Here is a 16,692-nt window from a genome sequence, read left to right on the forward strand (position 1 = left end):
GTTTCATCTGTGTGGGGGTATCGCCATGTCTTCTCGCCGAATCGTTTCCGCCGCCGCGGCCACACAGTCCCAGCCCGCCCAGGTCTCGGTGAAGCGCCGGAAGAGCTCCTCCTCGGGACTGCCGGTCGCCTCCAGGACCGTCCGGGCGGCCAGCACCGACCAGGCGAGCGAGGGGAGTTGGCCGAACGGCGCGGAGTCCAGGCCGCGCGCCCGGGCCCAGGCCTTGACCTGGCGGGCCAGCCGGACGAAGCGGGCGTGCCGGTCGCCGAGTGCCGTCAGTATCGCCTCGGCGTCCGTGACCGCGCTCAGCGCGACGGCCTCGGCCCCACCCAGCTCCGCACGGCGGTCGACGGCCCGGGCCGGGTCGAGATCGCCGGTGAAGACCACCACGAGGTCCACCGCCAGGCCGTCGGCGGTCAGCCGCAGCCCCGGCACCCGGGCGCCGCGTACCTCGCGCAGCCCGCGGGCCCCCGGCAGCGCGGCCGCCACCCGGGCGTGGACGGAGGGCAGATCGGCGGGGCCGGGCAGCGCCGCCACCAGGTCCAGGTCGGCCCCGTCCAGCTGGCAGCCGAGCCGCCGGGAGCCGACGGTGTGCACCACGCCCTCGGGCAGGGCCGCCGCGATGCGCCGGGCCAACGCCCGGGCGGTGGAGGTGCGTTGAGGCGACTCCGGGGACGGCGAGGCGATCGGCTGCTCGGGCACCGGCCGCACCACGCCCGTCCCCAGCGAGACCACCGCGCGCGGCCGCATCGGCTCGGCGCCCCGGCGGGAGAGCACCACCAGCTCGCCGACCCGGGCCGAGGCCCCGGGGAGCCGGGCCGCGCAGTCGGCGGCCACCGGCTGGGGGTCGTCGCTGCGCCCGAGGGTCAGGTGCGGGGTGAAGCCCTCCGCCCGGCCGCGGCAACGCGGGAAGCGCCGCTCCAGCGCGTGCCGCAGCGCCGCCCAGGGCGCGGGGGAGCCGGCGGCCGGGTCCAGCCAGACGGTGGCGTCCTCGCGGTGCCCGAAGGTGTGCACGCCCTCCAGCCGCGCGGTGAACGGTGCCGTCTCGGCGGCGGCCGCACCGAGCAGCGGCAGGGCGCGGTCGAACTCGGACTCCGGGACGAAGCCGAACAGCAGGTTGACGTGCGGGGGCCAGCGGCGCAGCTGCGGGTCGTAGGCCTCGCGCAGGCGCTGGATCGGCGGCCACAGCTCCTCGGGCGGCAGCCAGGCGACGGCGGTGCGGGCGGTGGGTGCGGCGTCGAGGACGTCCCACGGGCCGTTGTCCGGGTCCTCGCCGTCGAGCGCGAGGTCCACGGCCACGCCGTAGTGGTCGGAGGGGAGGAGCCCGTCCCCGGCCGGACGGTCGCCGAGCAGGACGGCCGCGGTGGCGCGGGTGCCGTCGGCGCGGTGCAGGACGCGGTCCAGGCGGCCCGGGCGGCCGGTCAGCGAGGAGACCGCGGCGAGCGGGTTGGCCGTCGGGTCGAAGGTGGGGGTGTCGTCGGCCGGTCCGTGCACCTGGGTCCAGGCGTCCCGCAGGCCGAGCGCGGCGGCCGGGCCGGCCGGGCCGGAGCGGCCGTCGTTGAAGTCCCCGAGCAGCAGCAGTTCGCCCTCGACGCCGGCCAACCCCTCGGCCAGTCGGGAGAGTTCGACCTGGCGGCGGGCGGCGCCGTCCGGCGAGTGGTCGCTGCTGAGGTGGACGGCGGCGACGGTCAGCGGCGCGCCGCCGGTCCGTACCGAGAGGGCGGCGACGGCCTTGTGCGGGCCCAGCGCGTGCCGCCCGGCCGCGGCCACCGGCAGCCGGCTGAGCAGCAGCAGGCCGTGGTCGTCGACGTCCGGCCCGAGCGGGTCGGCGCCCAGGGTGTACCCGGCGCGGATCCAGGGGGCCGCCAGCAGCAGGGCGACCAGGGCGGGCTCGACCTCCTGGAGGGCGATGACGTCGGCGTCGGCGGCCTCCAGGGCGGCGAGCAGCAGGGGCCTGCGGCGGGCGGTGGCGATCCGGTCGGCGTCGTAGCGGTCCCACAGGGTGTTCCAGGTGACCACGCGCAGGCCGGTGGTCGCCGGGACGTCCGTGGCCGCCGGGACGCCGGTGGCCACCTGGGTGTTTGGTCCGGCCCCGGCGGGCCGCCAGCCGCCGCCCGGATGCCAGGCGTGCGGGACGGTCGCGGTGAAGAAGGGTGAGGGCAGCAGGGGCGGGTCGGTGCGGCGCCCGGCCTCGGTGGAGTCGAGCAGGTCCACGCCCGAGGCGCGGTCCCAGACCCGTACGCCGTCGGCCTCGACCCAGTGCACCCGGTGCCAGGGGATCTCACCCGAGGCGGCGAAGGCCTCCAGCGGGACGCGCTCGGTGCGGTCGTCGCGCTGGCGCACGCCCAGCGTGAACCGGGCCGGGTCGAAGCGGGCGTCCCAGCGGATCCGCTGGCAGACCTGTTCGATGGGGCGCATCACTCCTCCTCCTCGTCGAGGGTGCCCGCCGTGTCCTCCACGATGCCACCGGGGCCCACGTACCAGGTGCGGTGCGCCTGGCCGGGGTAGGGCGGTCCGAAGCGGTGCAGCTGCGCGGTGAGCACCGCTTCGGGCACGGGGTGCGGGCGGACGGCGTTGCGGCGCACCAGCTCCTCCGCGCCGACCGCCAGGACCACCTGGGTGATCAGGGCGTCGCGGCGCTGGGCGACGGCGTGGACGTGGGAGCGCTGCTGGCGGTTGAGCGAGGTGGCGTCCCAGACCGCGGTGGCCGCCTTGCCGTCGCCCGGAGTGCACAGGGCGGCGTCCAGGCGGGCCAGTCCCTCGCGCAGCACCTCGGCGTTGTCGCGCTGGTCGGCGCGCGAGCCCCGCGCGGCGCGCAGGTCGTCCAGTGCGATCCGGGCGGTCACGCCGGTGAGCCCGGCGGCGAAGCTGCTCTTGCCGCTGCCGGAGGGGCCGCACAGGTGGACCAGCCGGGGGAAGCGGCCGTCGCGCCAGCGCCAGGTGGCCGCCACGGCCTCCTCGGCGGTGGCGATCCGGCCGAGGGCGTACGCCTCGCGGGCCTGGGCCCAGCAGCGGTCGGCGGCGTCGCGGTCCAGACCGGCCAGCGCCTCGCGCAGCCCGGCCCGCAACCGGGCGAGCGGCGCCCCGTCGAGCAGCCCGGCGTCCTCGGCGTGCAGCGCGGACCAGGCGACCTGCTCGCGCTCGACCCGTCCGGGGGCGGCGGTCGCGGCGACGGTGTGCAGCACCCCGAGGTCGGCGGCGGCCGAGAGCCGGACCAGCCCGGCTCGGCGCTCCCCGTCCGGGTACGGCTGCTGGAGGGCCGGGTGCAGCCCGACCAGGTCGGCGACCCGCCGGGCCAGCGGCAGGCCGAGCGGCCCGGCCAGCCGCGGCGCCAGCGACTGCCGGCGGGCGGTGCGCAGCGCGGTGGCGAGCACACCGGCCAGCCGGGCGTCCCCGCTCCGGCCCAGTTCGTCCAGCCGGGCCGACACCTCGGCCAACTCCTCGGGCGGGCAGGTGAGTTCGGGAAGGTTCAGGGCGGCCGCGAGGGCGGTCGGTTCGGGCAGCGCACCGGAGCGCACGGCCCAGAGCGCGGCACCCGGGCCGAGCCCGTTCTCCACCACGGCGGCGTGCATCCAGTGGGTGTCGGTGCGCACGTGCCGCGGGCGGACCCACTTGGCGACCCGCTCGCCGAACTCGGCCCGGGAGAAGCCCCGGACCGTCCGCACCACGTACCCCTCCTGCCGGTCGAGGTCCAACCGCAGGGCGCGCAGGGCCCGTTCGTCGTAGCGGCCGCGCCACAGCACCCGCGGGACGGGGATGCCGAGGCGGCGCAGGAAGCGGACGGTGTCGTCCCAGTCCAGGCAATGGTCCTGGCCGTCGTCGCGGCCGCCGTTCCTGCCGTCGCATTCGCCGCCCGTCCAGACCGAGAAGCCGTAGAACCAGCTCTCCAGATCGGTGTACGGGATCGAATGCCGGGCGAACAGGTTCTCGCCGCAGATCCGCCAGCCCTCCGGGACGCGCGGGGCGATCCGGCCCTGAAGGCCCTTCACCCAGGCGCGGGAGGGGTGGTGGGCGGAGTCCAGCGAGCGGGCGTGCAGGCCGTCGCGGTAGAGCGTGGTGTTCTCGCCGTCGAGCTTCTCGGTGACGACGACCTCGGCGCCGGCCAGCGCGGACAGGTCCCCGGCCCGTACGTCGTCCGCCGCGGCGCCCGGTGACCAGGGCAGATGCGGCGTCCGGGGGTAGTGCACACGCATGTCCTGCTCCCTGGGCGTTCTTGATCCGGCCGACACTGTAGGAGCCGCCGCCGAGCCCGGGCCACCGATTAAACGGCGGGTCCCCGGGTGCCGAAGGGCCTGGCCGACACGCGGGCAGGAACGTCCCTGCACCACCGCGCCGCGTTCCCGGGGTCCCATGACGCGACCCGACACAACGTCAACAGGGGAGGCCGGCCGGTGGAGACGAGGACGAAGGACGAGGACCCGGTCCGGGTGCTGGACGTGACGGGCGCCGACTACCGCCGGGCGTTCGAACTGTTCCTCGCCGGAACGGACGAGAAGCCGATCACCCACGACCGGCTGGGCGAGATCGTGGCCGCCCTGCCGCACCGCCGGGTCCTGCTCGATCTCGGCGCCGGCGACGGCCGCACCACCGCCTACCTGAGCCGCTCCTTCGACCGCACGATCGCGGTGGAACCCAGCGCCGCGATGCGCGAGAAGCTCGCCGTGGCCTGCCCCGACGCCCTGGTCCTCCCGGACCCGCTCGACCGGGCCGACCCGCTCGAGCGGGCCGACCTCGTCCACCTCTCCCACGTGCTCTACTACGTGCCCGAGGCGGACTGGCTCGGCACCGTCAACCGCGCCCTGGACTGGACGGCCCCCGGCGGCACCCTCCTGGTCGTGCTGCAGAACCCGGAGAGCCCCTGCATGCGGATGGCCGCGCACTTCACCGGCGTCCGCTACGACCTCCGCCCGCTCGCCGACCGCCTGCGCGAGCGGCACCCCGAGCACGGCTACGCCCTCGAAACCCTCGACCTCCACTACCGCACGCCCCATCTGGCCGAGGCGGTGGACGTCGCCGAGTTCATGGTCAACGTCGCCGACGTGGCCACCCTCGACCCCCGCCCCTCCCGCGCGGCCCTGACCGCCTACGTCCAGGACCACTTCGCCCTCCCCGCCGGCGGCTTCGCCATCGGCCACACCCAGGACATGCTCATCATCCGCCGCGCCGCCCGGTCCTGAGCCGCCCTCCGGGGCCCGCTGCGGGGACGCCGGCCGCTTGGCCGGGGGCCAGGCGGCGTGTCGTCAGGCGACCGGCCCAACCGCGCGCGCGTCCACCCCGCCGACCTGGTGAGCTGTGCCGGGAGTCCGCGACCCGACCGGCCTCCCCGACGGACCGAGGGAGGACCCCGTGCCGGACACGCCGACGTCGTACGCCGACCTGCGCGCCCTGGTGATCAACTGCACGCTCAAGCGCTCCCCGGAGCGCAGCCACACCCAGGGCCTGATCGACGTCAGCACCGGCATCCTGGAACGCCAGGGCGTCGCGGTCGACGTCCTGCGGGCGGTGGACATCGACATCGCCACGGGCGTCTGGCCGGACATGACCGAGCACGGCTGGGAAACCGACGAGTGGCCGGTGATCTACTCCCAGGTGATGGCCGCCGACATCCTCACGCTGGCCGGGCCCGTGTGGCTGGGCGACAACTCCTCCGTGATGAAGAAGGTCATCGAGCGGCTCTACGCCTGTTCGTCGATCCTCAACTCCGAGGGCCAGTACGCCTACTACGGCCGGGTCGGCGGCTGTCTGATCACCGGCAACGAGGACGGCGCCAAGCACTGCGCGATGAACGTCCTCTACAGCCTCCAGCACCTCGGCTACACCATCCCGCCCCAGGCCGACGCCGGCTGGGTCGGCGAGGCCGGCCCCGGCCCCTCCTACCTCGACCCCGGATCCGGCGGCCCGCAGAACGACTTCACCAACCGCAACACCACGTTCATGACCTGGAACCAGCTCCACCTCGCCCGCATGCTCAAGGACGCCCGCGGCATCCCCGCCCACGGCAACCAGCGCTCCGAGTGGGACGCCGGCTGCCGCTTCGACTTCGAGAACCCCGAGCACCGCTGAACCGCCGCGCCGATGTCCCGGAATCGGCGCGACGGGTGTTGTTTTCGCCTGAAAGGGCGCCCGAACCGATGGCGTATCCCTCAACTCGCCATGCCCTCGGGCGATTCGTCCGCCCGGGCTTCCTTGGCTCTCACGGTCGTCGATACCTCACGGGTGATCGCCGTCCGGGCTGGTGACCGACGACAGTCCGGCCCTCCGGGGAACCGGAGGGCCGGGCGGGGGTCAGTCGTCGAGGCCGAAGTACCGGCCGAGGTAGTCGATGATCTCGACGGCGTGCGGCAGGAGTTCGGGCAGTTCGGCGGCGAGCACCTTCCGGGTGGCGGCGGACAGCGCGCCGGTGCTGGTGGCGGCCGGGCGGACGTACGGTTCCAGGCGCCGGATCAGCTCGTAGTCGCTGTCGATGTTCTCGGCGCGCATCGCCTGCTCCAGCGGCGGTGCCCCGGGCGGCGGGACGGGCGGGAGCACCCGGCTGACGTAGGTGACCCGGTGCAGGATCCGCCAGCACGGGGGCTTGGCGGAGCTCTGCCGGGCCTGTCGCAGCGCGGCGGCGTCGGGGGCGCCGCTGCCCTGCAGCCAGATCGGGTCGACGACCTTGCGGTAGAAGTCGTCGAAGTTGGCGCTGGTCTCGCCGAGGTAGAAGGTGAGGAAGCGGTAGGCGTCCACCTTGCCCGGCACCAGTACCGGCCGGCCCGCCGCGTCGTACACCAACTTGCCGTCGGTGCCGCGGCGTTGCAGGTCGCCGGAGGGCGCGCACTGGACGTCGAGGCCGAAGGAGCGGGAGGCGTCCCTGCCCTTGGCGCGGGTGGTGCTGAAGCCGCCGCCCACCGAGGCGTCCATGTGCAGCCCCCAGCCGAGGTCGATGAGGCTGAAGGCGAAATCCATGTAGCCGCCGGCCGAGCCGTGGAAGGTGTACGAGCCGGCGGTGGTTTCGGTGACGGCGTCGGTCGCCTCGGTGGTCTCGGCGAAGAAGCCGCCCTGGGCGGTCCAGACGTAGGTGTTGACCAGGTCGCGGTGGGAGAAGCCGTCGGCCGTCGCGTTCGGGCCGCCGGGGCGGCTGTCGTCGCGGGGCGCGACGTCCATGCCCATCGAGCGCAGCACCGCGCGGGCCTGGGCCTCGGCCGGGTCGTTCGCGCCGCGCTGGTCGGCCTCGGTGGAGATCGACTGGTAGTAGGCCTGCAGCCGCTGCTGGTCGCGGGTGATGCGGCGCTTGAGCGCGTAGGCGTCCTTGGGCTTGAAGTAGCTGTACTCGCCGTACCCGGTGGCGGTCGGGCAGTCGGGGTCGGTGACCTTGCCGCGCTCGTCGAAGCCGACCGCGCCGTCCAGGGTGCCCTGCTTGGTGTAGCGGGGGTTGATCGGGAAGTGAATGATGTTCCAGTCCAGCGGGATGTCCGGGTTGGGCATCATCCGGTAGGCGATCAGCGCGCCGGTGTGTGCCAGGCACAGCGCGAAGACGTCGGCGGTCTGGGACTGCACCAGTGCCATGCCGGTGTTGGCGGGCACGTAGCGGCGGCCGACGGCCGGGTTGAGGAGCTTGGCCGGGTCCTCGGGGTAGCCGGTGAGCGCCAGCCGGGTCTTGCGGGCGGTGTTGGTGCCCTGGCTGACCTGGGTTTCGGAGCTCCAGGTGTTGGAGATCTCCAGGCTGCCGTTGATGCCGATCTTGGTCTGCCCCGAGAACAGCGGCTTGGCGATGCCGACGCCGAGCGGGGCGGTGACGGTCATGGTGTCGACGTCGGTCGCGAAGTCGAACGAGAAGTTGAAGGCGGCGTCCGTGCTCCGGGACTTGCTGGAGGACAGGCTCTGCACCACCTCCTCGGCCTCGGTGAACTCCACCGAGGAGGCCCCGGTGTGGTCGCCGGCCCCGTCGACCAGGTTCTCCGAGGGCACCGGAAGGGCGCCCTCGACGTAGCCGACCAGCTGCGGGTCGAACTGGGCCTGGCCGACCCATTCGGTGATCAGATCGCCGACCTTGTAGCCGGTGACCAGGTGCCAGCGGCCGTCCCGGACGAAGCCGTAGCAGCGCTTGAGCACGCCCAGCGCCTCGCCCTTGGCGTCGTACTGCAGGTCGGCGTACTCGCTCGCGCCGGGGCCGCCGCCGATGCTGTCGTGGAACGGGGTGCGGACGTCGGCGAGGGCCGAGCGGACCTGGGCGGTGTCGGTGGAGATCGGGGCGGTGGAGAGCAGGATCCGGGGCCGCTTGGCGGAGAAGCCCAGGCTGTTGCCGCGCAGGCCCTCGTCCCGCACCGAGGTGGTGCCGGGCTCGGTGGAGTCGCGGTCGAACGGCCAGTAGCCGAGCAGGTGCTGCTTGTCGCCGCGCAGCCGGGAGAACAGGTTGTCGGAGATCTGCTCCGCGGTCCGGACGGTGCGCCAGATCCGTATCTCCTCCAGCGTCCCGGTGAACGGGTCGGCGGGCTTGCCGCCCTCCAGCCGGGCGCCCAGGGTGAGTTGGGCCTCGCCCCAGGGCGCGGAGTCCTGCGCGGTGACGGAGCCCTCGGCCAGCGGTTCGCCGTTGCGGTACAGCCGCAGCGGGCTGGCCGCCGAGTCGGGGTCGCGGGTCCAGCGGGCGCCGCGCAGCTTGGCCGGGAAGGAACCCGAGTGGTCGAAGGCGACGTTGCCGGCGTTCTCGTCGAAGGCCCAGCGGGCCAGCAGGCCCTTCTCGCGCGGGGTGACGGGCAGTCCGACCTGGCCGGCCGCCCGCACGGCGTTCCAGATCCGCACCTCGCTCAGGACGCCGGTCAGGCCGCGGCCGATCTCCAGTTCGCTGGTGTTGGTCTGCGCACCGGGCCCGCTGTACAGGTGGTTGCCGACCAGGGTGTTGCCGATGAAGAACCGGATGTACTGCTCGGGCTGGTCCGGCGCGGGCGGCTGGGTGCTGCCGGCGGCCGCGGGCGCGGGCTGGCGGCGCTCGCGCACCACGCTCACCTTCTGCACGGCGCCGGGCGTCAGGGCCTGGGTCGAGGCGAAGCGGACGGCCTTGCCGTCGGCCTCGGCGAACGCGAACTCCAGTCGGCCGTCGGCCAGGACGCCGAACTGGTACGGGACGCCGGCCTGCCCGCCGTCGACGACCGTCCCCTTGGCGACCAGGCCCATCGGGGTACCGATCCGGTCGATCCGGACGAAGGCCTCGACGGTCAGGTCCTCCAGCAGGTCCAGTGAGTCCTGCGACTCGACCGACAGGCCCACCGCGTTGTCCATCCGCAGCGCCCAGGACTGGGTGAAGGCGGCGGCCAGGTGCGCCCACTCGTTGCACGGGAACCGCTCCGCCGACTTCACCACCCGGCCGCCGACCCGGGCCACCACCTGGTAGCCCTTGATCGGGGACGGCGGGCTGCCCGGCGTGTCGACGGTCCAGTAGCCCAGCAGGCCCGGCTCCCGGCCGGACAGCCGCCGGTCGCGCTCGGCGGCGATCTCCCGCTGGGTGCGGACCCGGTCGAAGACCCGGATCTCGTCGATCCGGCCGTCCAGGTACGCGTTGCCGAACGACAGGCCGCCGATCACCAGCGGCCCGTTGCCGGTGTACGGGGCGTCGGCGGTGTGGTGGCCGACCTCGATGCCGTCGCGGTAGAGGATCTGTTCGCGGGTGGCGTTCTTGTACACCGCGGCCCAGTGGTGCCACTCCAGGTCCGGGTAGGCCTGGGCGGTGTCCAGGTCGTCGGAGTACAGCCCGAAGCGGAAGGTCTCGGTGGGGGTGAACACCAGGTGCAGCGTCTGGTCGCGGACGCCGCTCGGCGTGCCGTGGACGAGCAGCGGCCCGGTGCGGCCCCGGGACTGGTTGTGCTTGGCCCACAGCTCGATGGAAGCCATCCGGCTTGTGTCGCCGGCGGTGGCGTCGTCTCCCACGCTGAAGCAGGGGAACGCACATGAACGCTCCGGTCTTGGAGAAGGCGGCAACCGCGACACCGAGTCGGACAGGCTCGTTGCGGTTTGCCAGGACAGGCCGCAAGCGCCCACCTACTGGCCTGCGTTTCCCGGCCGCCCCAGCAGCGTCACGCCCGCAGTTGTCGACGCGATCCGGTGCCCCGGCGTCCGCTGTGCCACCACTGCGGCGGTCGTGGGGCGCTACGCCCCGCTCCGCGGGTTCGCCGGGGCGGGGATCCCGCACACGACACAGTCAGCGGCCCGCTCGGCACCTACGAGGCATTCGGCGGCACGGAGCGATTCATCGAAGCCGTCGGCACACGTCACCGTGTCTCGCCCCGGTCAGGCGCGGTACTCAAAGGCGCCGTCGTCCACCGGTCGCATCGTGTTCGTACGCGCGGATCGCCCCTCACAACCCTGCGAGGGGCGATCCGCGCGGTCAGCGGGAGGTCGCGCGTCGTCCTGATCCGGTGTTCACCAGCCGTCGGTGAGCCGGAAGGGGCGTGTGAAGGAGGCTCCGCCCGTGTTGATCCATGTGTCGAGGACGCCGTAGGTGTCGTTGCGGGCGATGAGGTCGGCGTGGCCGGTGCCGCGGAAGTCACCGGCGACCGTCTCGGAGAACGGGCCCCAGCCATCGGTGACGCGGACGCGGGCGGCGAAGGTGCCGTCCCCGTTGCCGGCCCACAGGTACAGGGTGCCCGTCGAATCCTCCCGGGCGATGAGGTCGGCGTGGCCGGTGCCGCGGAAGTCACCGGCGACCGTCTCGGAGAACGCGCCCCAGCCGGCGGTCAGGTCGGTCCTGGCGGCGAAGGACCCGTCCCCCAGGCCCGCCCACTCGTACAGGTGCCCGTCCGAGTCGTCGCGGGCGACGAGGTCGCCGGTGCCCTTGCCGTGGAAGGCTCCGGCCGTCGTCTGGGAGAAGGTGTGGGAGGGCCTGGCCGGGGCGGGCCGCGGGGCGAGGACGTCGGCGAGGGCCGCGTTCCCGTTGGTGGTGAAGTGCAGGCGGTCGGAGGAGACGTAGCCGGCGAACGCGGCGCTCGGGTTGATCGGGTCGCGGGTCGCCTCGTCGAAGTCGTGGAAGCCGTCGATCTCCGTCGTCGTGCGGATCCAGCTGTTCACGCATCGGCGCACCTGGTCCCGGGCGGCGGTGTAGTCGCCGTAGCCCTGGAAGGCGGGGATGGTGGCCACGGTGAAGCGGAGCCCGGCCGCGTGCGCGCGCGAGGCCAACTGCCGGATCCCCGACTCGATCGCGGTGTCGGAGGCGTCGTCCATCGTGATGTCGTTGATGCCCTCGTACAGCACGACGCTCCGCACCCCGGTCTGGGAGAGCACGTCCCGGTCGAAGCGGTTGAGCGCGCTCTGGCCGAACCCGGCGCGTCCTCCCGTCCCGTCGGCGAGGATCCGGTTGCCGGAGATGCCCTTGTTGACGATGCCCTTGGGCGTCGGCTGGGCCCTGAGGGCGCGCCCGTAGTCGTCGGTCCAACGGGTGTTGGAGTCCTGGTAGGTGTGCCCGCCGTCCACCTGCGAGTCGCCGAGGGCGACGACCGTCCCGTCGCTGCCGGCGGCTGTGACGTCCAGACCGCTGAGGTAGGCCCAGTAGTCGTACCTGGCGGGGAGGTTGGCGCCGTCGGTGTCCTGGCTGTGGTCGGCGCCGTCGCCGGGAGCGGAGGTGTAGGAGGTGGTGAGCGTGTAGGGGTGGTAGGGCGCGGTGGTGATCCCGTCGGGGAGCCAGAGGCTGACCAGCAGGTTCCCGTCCGCGGCGACCGGGAAGGCGGTGGGGTCGCTGTAGATCTCGCCGCCGGGCGGGATGACGGCCCGGCCGGATCCGCCGAACGTCAGGGTGACGGGCGTGGCGGTTGCCGTGGCCGGACTCCCGTTCCGGGCCGCGGTCCCGTCCTGGGCCGCGATGGTGACGTGCCCGATGGTCACCGGGTCCGGGCTGAAGGTGTTCGCCAGGCGGATCCGGGCGGAGCTGCCGCCGATGCTGGTGTGGATGACCATGCGCAGCGTCTGCCGGCCCGTCACGCCCGAGGACGCGGGTGGTCCGGCCAGGCTCATGGCGGTGCCCCAACTCCCGGTCCAGGTCGAGGACGTGGGACGGGGTGCGCTCGTGCCGGACGCCGGCGCGGCAGCCAGCGGCCCGCAGCCGGTGGTCGCGTGCGCGGGGGCGGTGGGCGGCAGGCCGGCGAACGCGCCGACGACGACAGCGGCTGCCGCCATGGCGGACAGGCGGCTCCGCGGCGGGCGGTGGGCGACGTACACAGGAGTCCTTTCGCTGGGTACGGAAAACCTCTTTCCGCGCGGTCCAGGCGACGGATAATGGCGGCGCCCTCTTTCCCGGACGAGGAAATCCGATAAAGCGGCGAGAACTCTCGGAGCTCGTCCGCCACCCCACGATGCAATCACTCCCGGCTCGGAGTCCGCCATGTGGAACACCAGGCGGAAAGCATGGGGAAGTTCCTGCAGAAACCGCGCCACCAGGCATGATCCGCCGGTGGCGCACGGTTCGACGGAGGAGCGGATTCGTCCGGGACCGAACCGGATGGGCGAGAAGCGGACAGCTTGGCCTGATCGTACGTCAGTCGACTGTTGCCCACCCGCCGGATTTGCGATATACCGTCTCGAGCATTTCCTGCTCGACAATCCGCCAATTACCTCCTGGCGTGATTACCTGCCGACCTCGAATTAGGGGAAATCACATGGCAATCGGACGACGGCGACTCCTCGCCTCCCTCGCAGTCACTGCCCTCGCCGCACCCGTCCTGGCCAAGGGGACCGCGACCCGCGCCGCTGCGGCCACGAGTACGGGCGCGGCTCTGACCGCCGGCTCCGAGCCGCTGTTCATGCAGGTCGTCGCCCACGAGGACGACGACATCCTGTTCATGAACCCGGACCTGTCCAACGCGATCGCCAACGGCACGCCGTCCGTCACGGTGTTCGTCACCGCGGGGAACATCACCGGTGACCCGTGTTCGGGCTGCGGGGACCCCGCCGGCGATCCGCTGCGCACCTGGAACCGCCAGATGGGCGCCGTCAACGCCTACTCCCGGATGGCCGGGGTCGGTGACACCGACCCGTCGACCGACGAGATCGGGCACTGGATCGTCGAGGCGTGGACGGTCGCGGGCAAGCAGGTCGAGCGGTACATGCTCAGGGACCGGTCGGTGCACCTGATCTTCCTCAACCTGCACGACGCCGGGCTCGCCGATGTGCTGAACGGCGGCACCGACACCACGGTCGTCCCGAAGGGCAGCCCGATGTCCGGGCCGTCGACCTACACGGCGGCGGACGTCGTCGAGGTGCTGCGGCAGATCATGGTGACGTACCGGCCGACCGTGCTCCGGGCTCAGGACGAACTCCCGGACACCCGCTACAAGGGCGACCACTCGGACCACATCTCCGCCGCGAAGTTCGCAGGCGTGGCGGCGAGTCAGTACGGCGGCTCGCTGATCCAGGTGAACTACCGGGACTACAACATCAGCGACTGCCCGGTGAACCTGGACCCGGCGACGGTCGACACCAAGGGCGTGATCGTCTCCGAGTACGCCAGCCACGACCACTCGGGGAGCTACGAGACCGCCTGGTTCTCCCGGATGTACTACCGCTGGTCGCGGGGCACCTCCTGGGCCGGTCTGAACCAGGACGGCCGGCCGCAGGTCTTCGTCGTCCGGGCGGGCTCCCTCTACACCTACTGGCGCCAGTCGGACGGCAGTTGGGGCGGCCCGGCACGGTTCGCCGACCCGGGCGGGCGGCTGGCGCCGGGCATCGTGGTCGGCACCAACGCCGACGGCCGGATGGAGGTCTTCGCCCGCCGCCTGACCGACCATCACATCGTCTCCGTGCCGCAGACCACGCCCAACGGCGTGTGGCGGAACAGCTGGGCCGACCTCGGCAACCCCAACGCCGGGCTCAACAACGTGGACCAGGTCGGCGTGCCCGCGGTGGTCTCCTCCCAGGACGGCCGGTTGGAACTCTTCATCAAGAACGGCGGCGGCGGCCTCAGCTCGATCCGGCAGACCACCCCGAACGGTGCCTGGACGACCACCTGGGAGGACCTGCGCGGCACCGACATCCAGGACCCGGTCACCGCGATCCGCAACGGTGCCGGGAGGATCGAGGTCTTCGCCAGCACCCGCGCCGAGGTCCTCAACTGGTGGCAGACCGCCCCGAACGACGCCATCAACGGCCCGGTCGCGATCCCGAACGCCCGCCCGGCGAGCCCGCCCAAGGCCGCGCTCGACCAGGACGGGCGGATCGAACTCGCCTACCGCGAGGCCGGCACCGGCGCGATGCTGGTCAGCTACCAGACCCAGCTCGGCAGTTCGTGGAGCCAGTCCCCGGTCAACCTCGGCGGCCACGCGGGCGTGGGCGAGCCGGCGATGGCCACTCTCCGCGGACAGGTCGTCCTGTTCGAGCGCAACGGCGGTGGCGGCGTGAGCACCACCGCCCAGACCGCCCCGAACTCCGGCTACGGCGCCTGGCAGGACCTCGGCGGCACCGTCCTCGACTACCCGACCGCGATCGTCGGCAGCGGCGATGTCCTCTACGTGTTCGCCATCGGCACGGACGGCCGCGTCTACGTCCGTGCGGGCACCTCGGCCACCGGTTTCGGCGGCTGGCAGGGCCTGCCGCTCTGACCGCAGGTCTCGCCGTCCGGTCGGGAGCAGTCCCGACCGGACGGCGGGCGCCGGGTCGGCGGGTCCCGGGTCCCGGGTGGCGGGGTGGGCGAACGGCCGGCGGCAGCCGGTGGGAGCGCTCTCACGCCGTGTACGATGGCCGCCCCCGAGCGTGCGCGAGCACGTCTCCCGAACAGTCGACCTCGTGGATCACTTCCGTCGCCCCGTTCCGGACGATCGCCCGGTGAGCCACGCCGGAGTGTGATCATGCCCCGAACTGAACGGCCGGGTCCCGGAACCGCCCGGTCCGGCGCGCGACCGACGGTGGAAGACGTGGCGGCTCGCGCCGGAGTCAGCCGGGGGACGGTGTCCCGGGTCATCAACGGTTCGCCCAAGGTGAGCACCGAGGCGAGGGGGGCCGTGGAGCGCGCCATCGCCGAGCTCGGCTACGTCCCCAACCAGGCGGCACGGTCCCTGGTGACCTCGCGGACCGATGTCATCGCCCTGGTCGTCCCGGAAAGCGCGGAGCGGCTGAGGTCGGAACCGTACTTCTCGGACGTCATCACCGGGATCTCCGACGAACTCGCCGCGACCGACCTGCAGTTGCTGCTGGCCCTGGTCCGCAACGAGGACGAGCGCGAGCGTCTGACGCGCTACCTCACCGCGCGTCGGGTCGACGGCGTGCTCCTGGTCTCGGTGCGTCAGGACGACCCGTTGCCCGACCTGCTCGAATGGCTGGAGATGCCGACCGTGCTGGGCGGTCGCCGTTCCGAGCGGGAACCGCTGAGCTACGTCCACGCCGACAACGCGGGCGGGGCCCGGGCGGCCGTCCGGCACCTGGTCGCGCGCGGCAGCACCAGGGTGGCCACCATCACGGGGCCGCTCGACATGGAGGCGGCCGGAGCACGCCTGGCGGGGTACCGGGAGGCGCTCACGGAGGCCGGCCTCCCCCTGGAGGAAGTACTCGTCGCCCACGGGGACTTCACCGAGGCGGGCGGCTACGCGGCGATGCGCGAACTCCTGGCCGGAGCACCAGCCCTCGACGCCGTGTTCTGCGCCTCTGATCTGATGGCCGTGGGCGCGATCCGGGCGCTGCGCGAGGCGGGGCGGCGCGTGCCGGGACAGGTGGCGGTCGTCGGCTTCGACGATTCCGTGGTCGCCCGGAGCACCGAGCCGCCGCTCACCAGTGTGCGCCAACCCATCGAGGCGATGGGGAGGTTGATGGTTCAGCTGTTGCTCGAAGAGATCGCCGAACCCGGTCGGCCGCGTCGCCAGGTGACCCTTCCGGCCGAGCTGACGGTGCGGGTCTCGGCCTGACGGGACCAGCCTGAAGGGCCATCAAATCCCGTTGTTCTTCGCCGGGCTCCCGCTGAGTGTCGCGACCGACCCGGCAGGTGAGGACTGCTACGCTCCCCGGCGTGGGAGCGCTCCCACACGTCAGGTGTGGAAGCGCGCGTTCAGTACGAGGGGGCGTGGATGTCAGGGGGTGACGTGTCGAAGGCGCAGCAAGGGAATACGGCATTCGGGGGGATGCTGAGGGCGCTTCGTCGTGCGGCGGGGCTCACGCACGAGGAACTCGCCCGGCGTTCCCAGGTCAGTGTGAGGACGATCAGCGACATCGAGCGGGGCCGGGTGCGCCGACCGCATCGCCGTTCGGTCCAGCAGCTCGCGGCGGCACTCGGCCTGGGGGCTTCGCGCTTGGAGGGGTTTCTCCGTGCTGCGCGGGCCGTTCCCGGTAGCGGGATCGATCAGCCGGGCGGGAGCCACCGCGGGGCGCCGGCCGCCGACGTGGTGGGCGAGCAGCCGTCCGCGGTGGTCGTGATGGTCCTGCCGTTGACGGCGGTCGGTGAGAGCGGTCCGTGCTGTCGGCGCCGCCGGCGCTGTCCGCAGCCCCGCCCCGCCCGGCCGCGGCACCAGGGCGGGGCCCGGCCGGGCTCACCCGATCGCGGCGCCCAACCGCGCACCCGGTAGATCCCCGGCTCGTTCCGCGTGGGAGGAGGGTCCCCGGGCTCCCGCAGAGCGAACCGTGACGGCCTCCCGTCACGCCGCCGTCCGACCGGCGGCCAGACGTCCGGACCGTCCTCGTGGATCGGCCGGCCGAGCTCCGGGTTCTCGTCGATCATGCGGGCGATGTCGAAGGACAGCGTGCCGTAGTGGC

General features: G+C 73.2%; 9 protein-coding genes and 1 pseudogene. 5 read left to right on the forward strand and 5 right to left on the reverse strand.

What is annotated here, in order from left to right; all coding sequences use genetic code 11:
* Positions 1-3: 3 nt before the first annotated feature.
* Complete coding sequence (locus ACIQOV_RS03580) at positions 4-2,418, reverse strand: RNA repair domain-containing protein (RefSeq protein ID WP_401044398.1); 2,415 nt, start codon at positions 2,416-2,418, stop codon at positions 4-6.
* Complete coding sequence (locus tag ACIQOV_RS03585; protein ID WP_401044401.1) at positions 2,418-4,193, reverse strand: RNA ligase family protein; 1,776 nt, start codon at positions 4,191-4,193, stop codon at positions 2,418-2,420. The genes ACIQOV_RS03580 and ACIQOV_RS03585 overlap by 1 nt, the downstream gene beginning before the upstream one ends.
* Before the next feature lie 198 nt (positions 4,194-4,391).
* Between ACIQOV_RS03585 and ACIQOV_RS03590 the strand changes: the two genes are divergently transcribed.
* Complete coding sequence (locus tag ACIQOV_RS03590) at positions 4,392-5,177, forward strand: class I SAM-dependent methyltransferase (protein WP_401044403.1); 786 nt, start codon at positions 4,392-4,394, stop codon at positions 5,175-5,177.
* Between the two features lie 169 nt (positions 5,178-5,346).
* Positions 5,347-6,063: a flavodoxin family protein gene (locus tag ACIQOV_RS03595; RefSeq protein WP_401044406.1), complete on the forward strand. Its 717-nt coding sequence runs from the start codon at positions 5,347-5,349 to the stop codon at positions 6,061-6,063.
* A 222-nt stretch (positions 6,064-6,285) separates the two neighbouring features.
* Here ACIQOV_RS03595 and ACIQOV_RS03600 read toward each other — a convergent pair whose 3' ends face one another.
* Positions 6,286-9,864 (reverse strand): LamG-like jellyroll fold domain-containing protein, encoded by a 3,579-nt coding sequence (locus ACIQOV_RS03600; protein WP_401044409.1) that lies wholly within the window; start codon positions 9,862-9,864, stop codon positions 6,286-6,288.
* A gap of 528 nt (positions 9,865-10,392) precedes the next feature.
* The gene (locus ACIQOV_RS03605) at positions 10,393-12,138 is read right to left on the reverse strand and encodes a GDSL-type esterase/lipase family protein (protein ID WP_401044412.1); all 1,746 of its coding nucleotides are present in this window, start codon (positions 12,136-12,138) and stop codon (positions 10,393-10,395) included.
* 479 nt (positions 12,139-12,617) lie between these two features.
* Between ACIQOV_RS03605 and ACIQOV_RS03610 the strand changes: the two genes are divergently transcribed.
* The 3 genes and pseudogenes from ACIQOV_RS03610 to ACIQOV_RS03620 form a co-directional block, all read left to right on the forward strand.
* Positions 12,618-14,555, forward strand: coding sequence for a PIG-L family deacetylase (locus ACIQOV_RS03610; RefSeq protein ID WP_401044415.1), 1,938 nt, complete (start codon positions 12,618-12,620; stop codon positions 14,553-14,555).
* A gap of 246 nt (positions 14,556-14,801) precedes the next feature.
* Complete coding sequence (locus ACIQOV_RS03615; RefSeq protein ID WP_401044418.1) at positions 14,802-15,851, forward strand: LacI family DNA-binding transcriptional regulator; 1,050 nt, start codon at positions 14,802-14,804, stop codon at positions 15,849-15,851.
* Positions 15,852-16,064: 213 nt separating this feature from the next.
* Positions 16,065-16,220 (forward strand): annotated as a pseudogene (locus ACIQOV_RS03620) (helix-turn-helix domain-containing protein); the annotation flags it as partial.
* Between the two features lie 62 nt (positions 16,221-16,282).
* On the opposite strand, the gene ACIQOV_RS03625 reads toward ACIQOV_RS03620, so the two are convergent.
* On the reverse strand, positions 16,283-16,692 hold a 410-nt coding region (locus ACIQOV_RS03625; RefSeq protein WP_401044419.1), incomplete at its 5' end, for a hypothetical protein.

This window comes from Kitasatospora sp. NPDC091257 (assembly GCF_044757675.1).
Lineage (GTDB): Bacteria > Actinomycetota > Actinomycetes > Streptomycetales > Streptomycetaceae > Kitasatospora > Kitasatospora lactacystinica.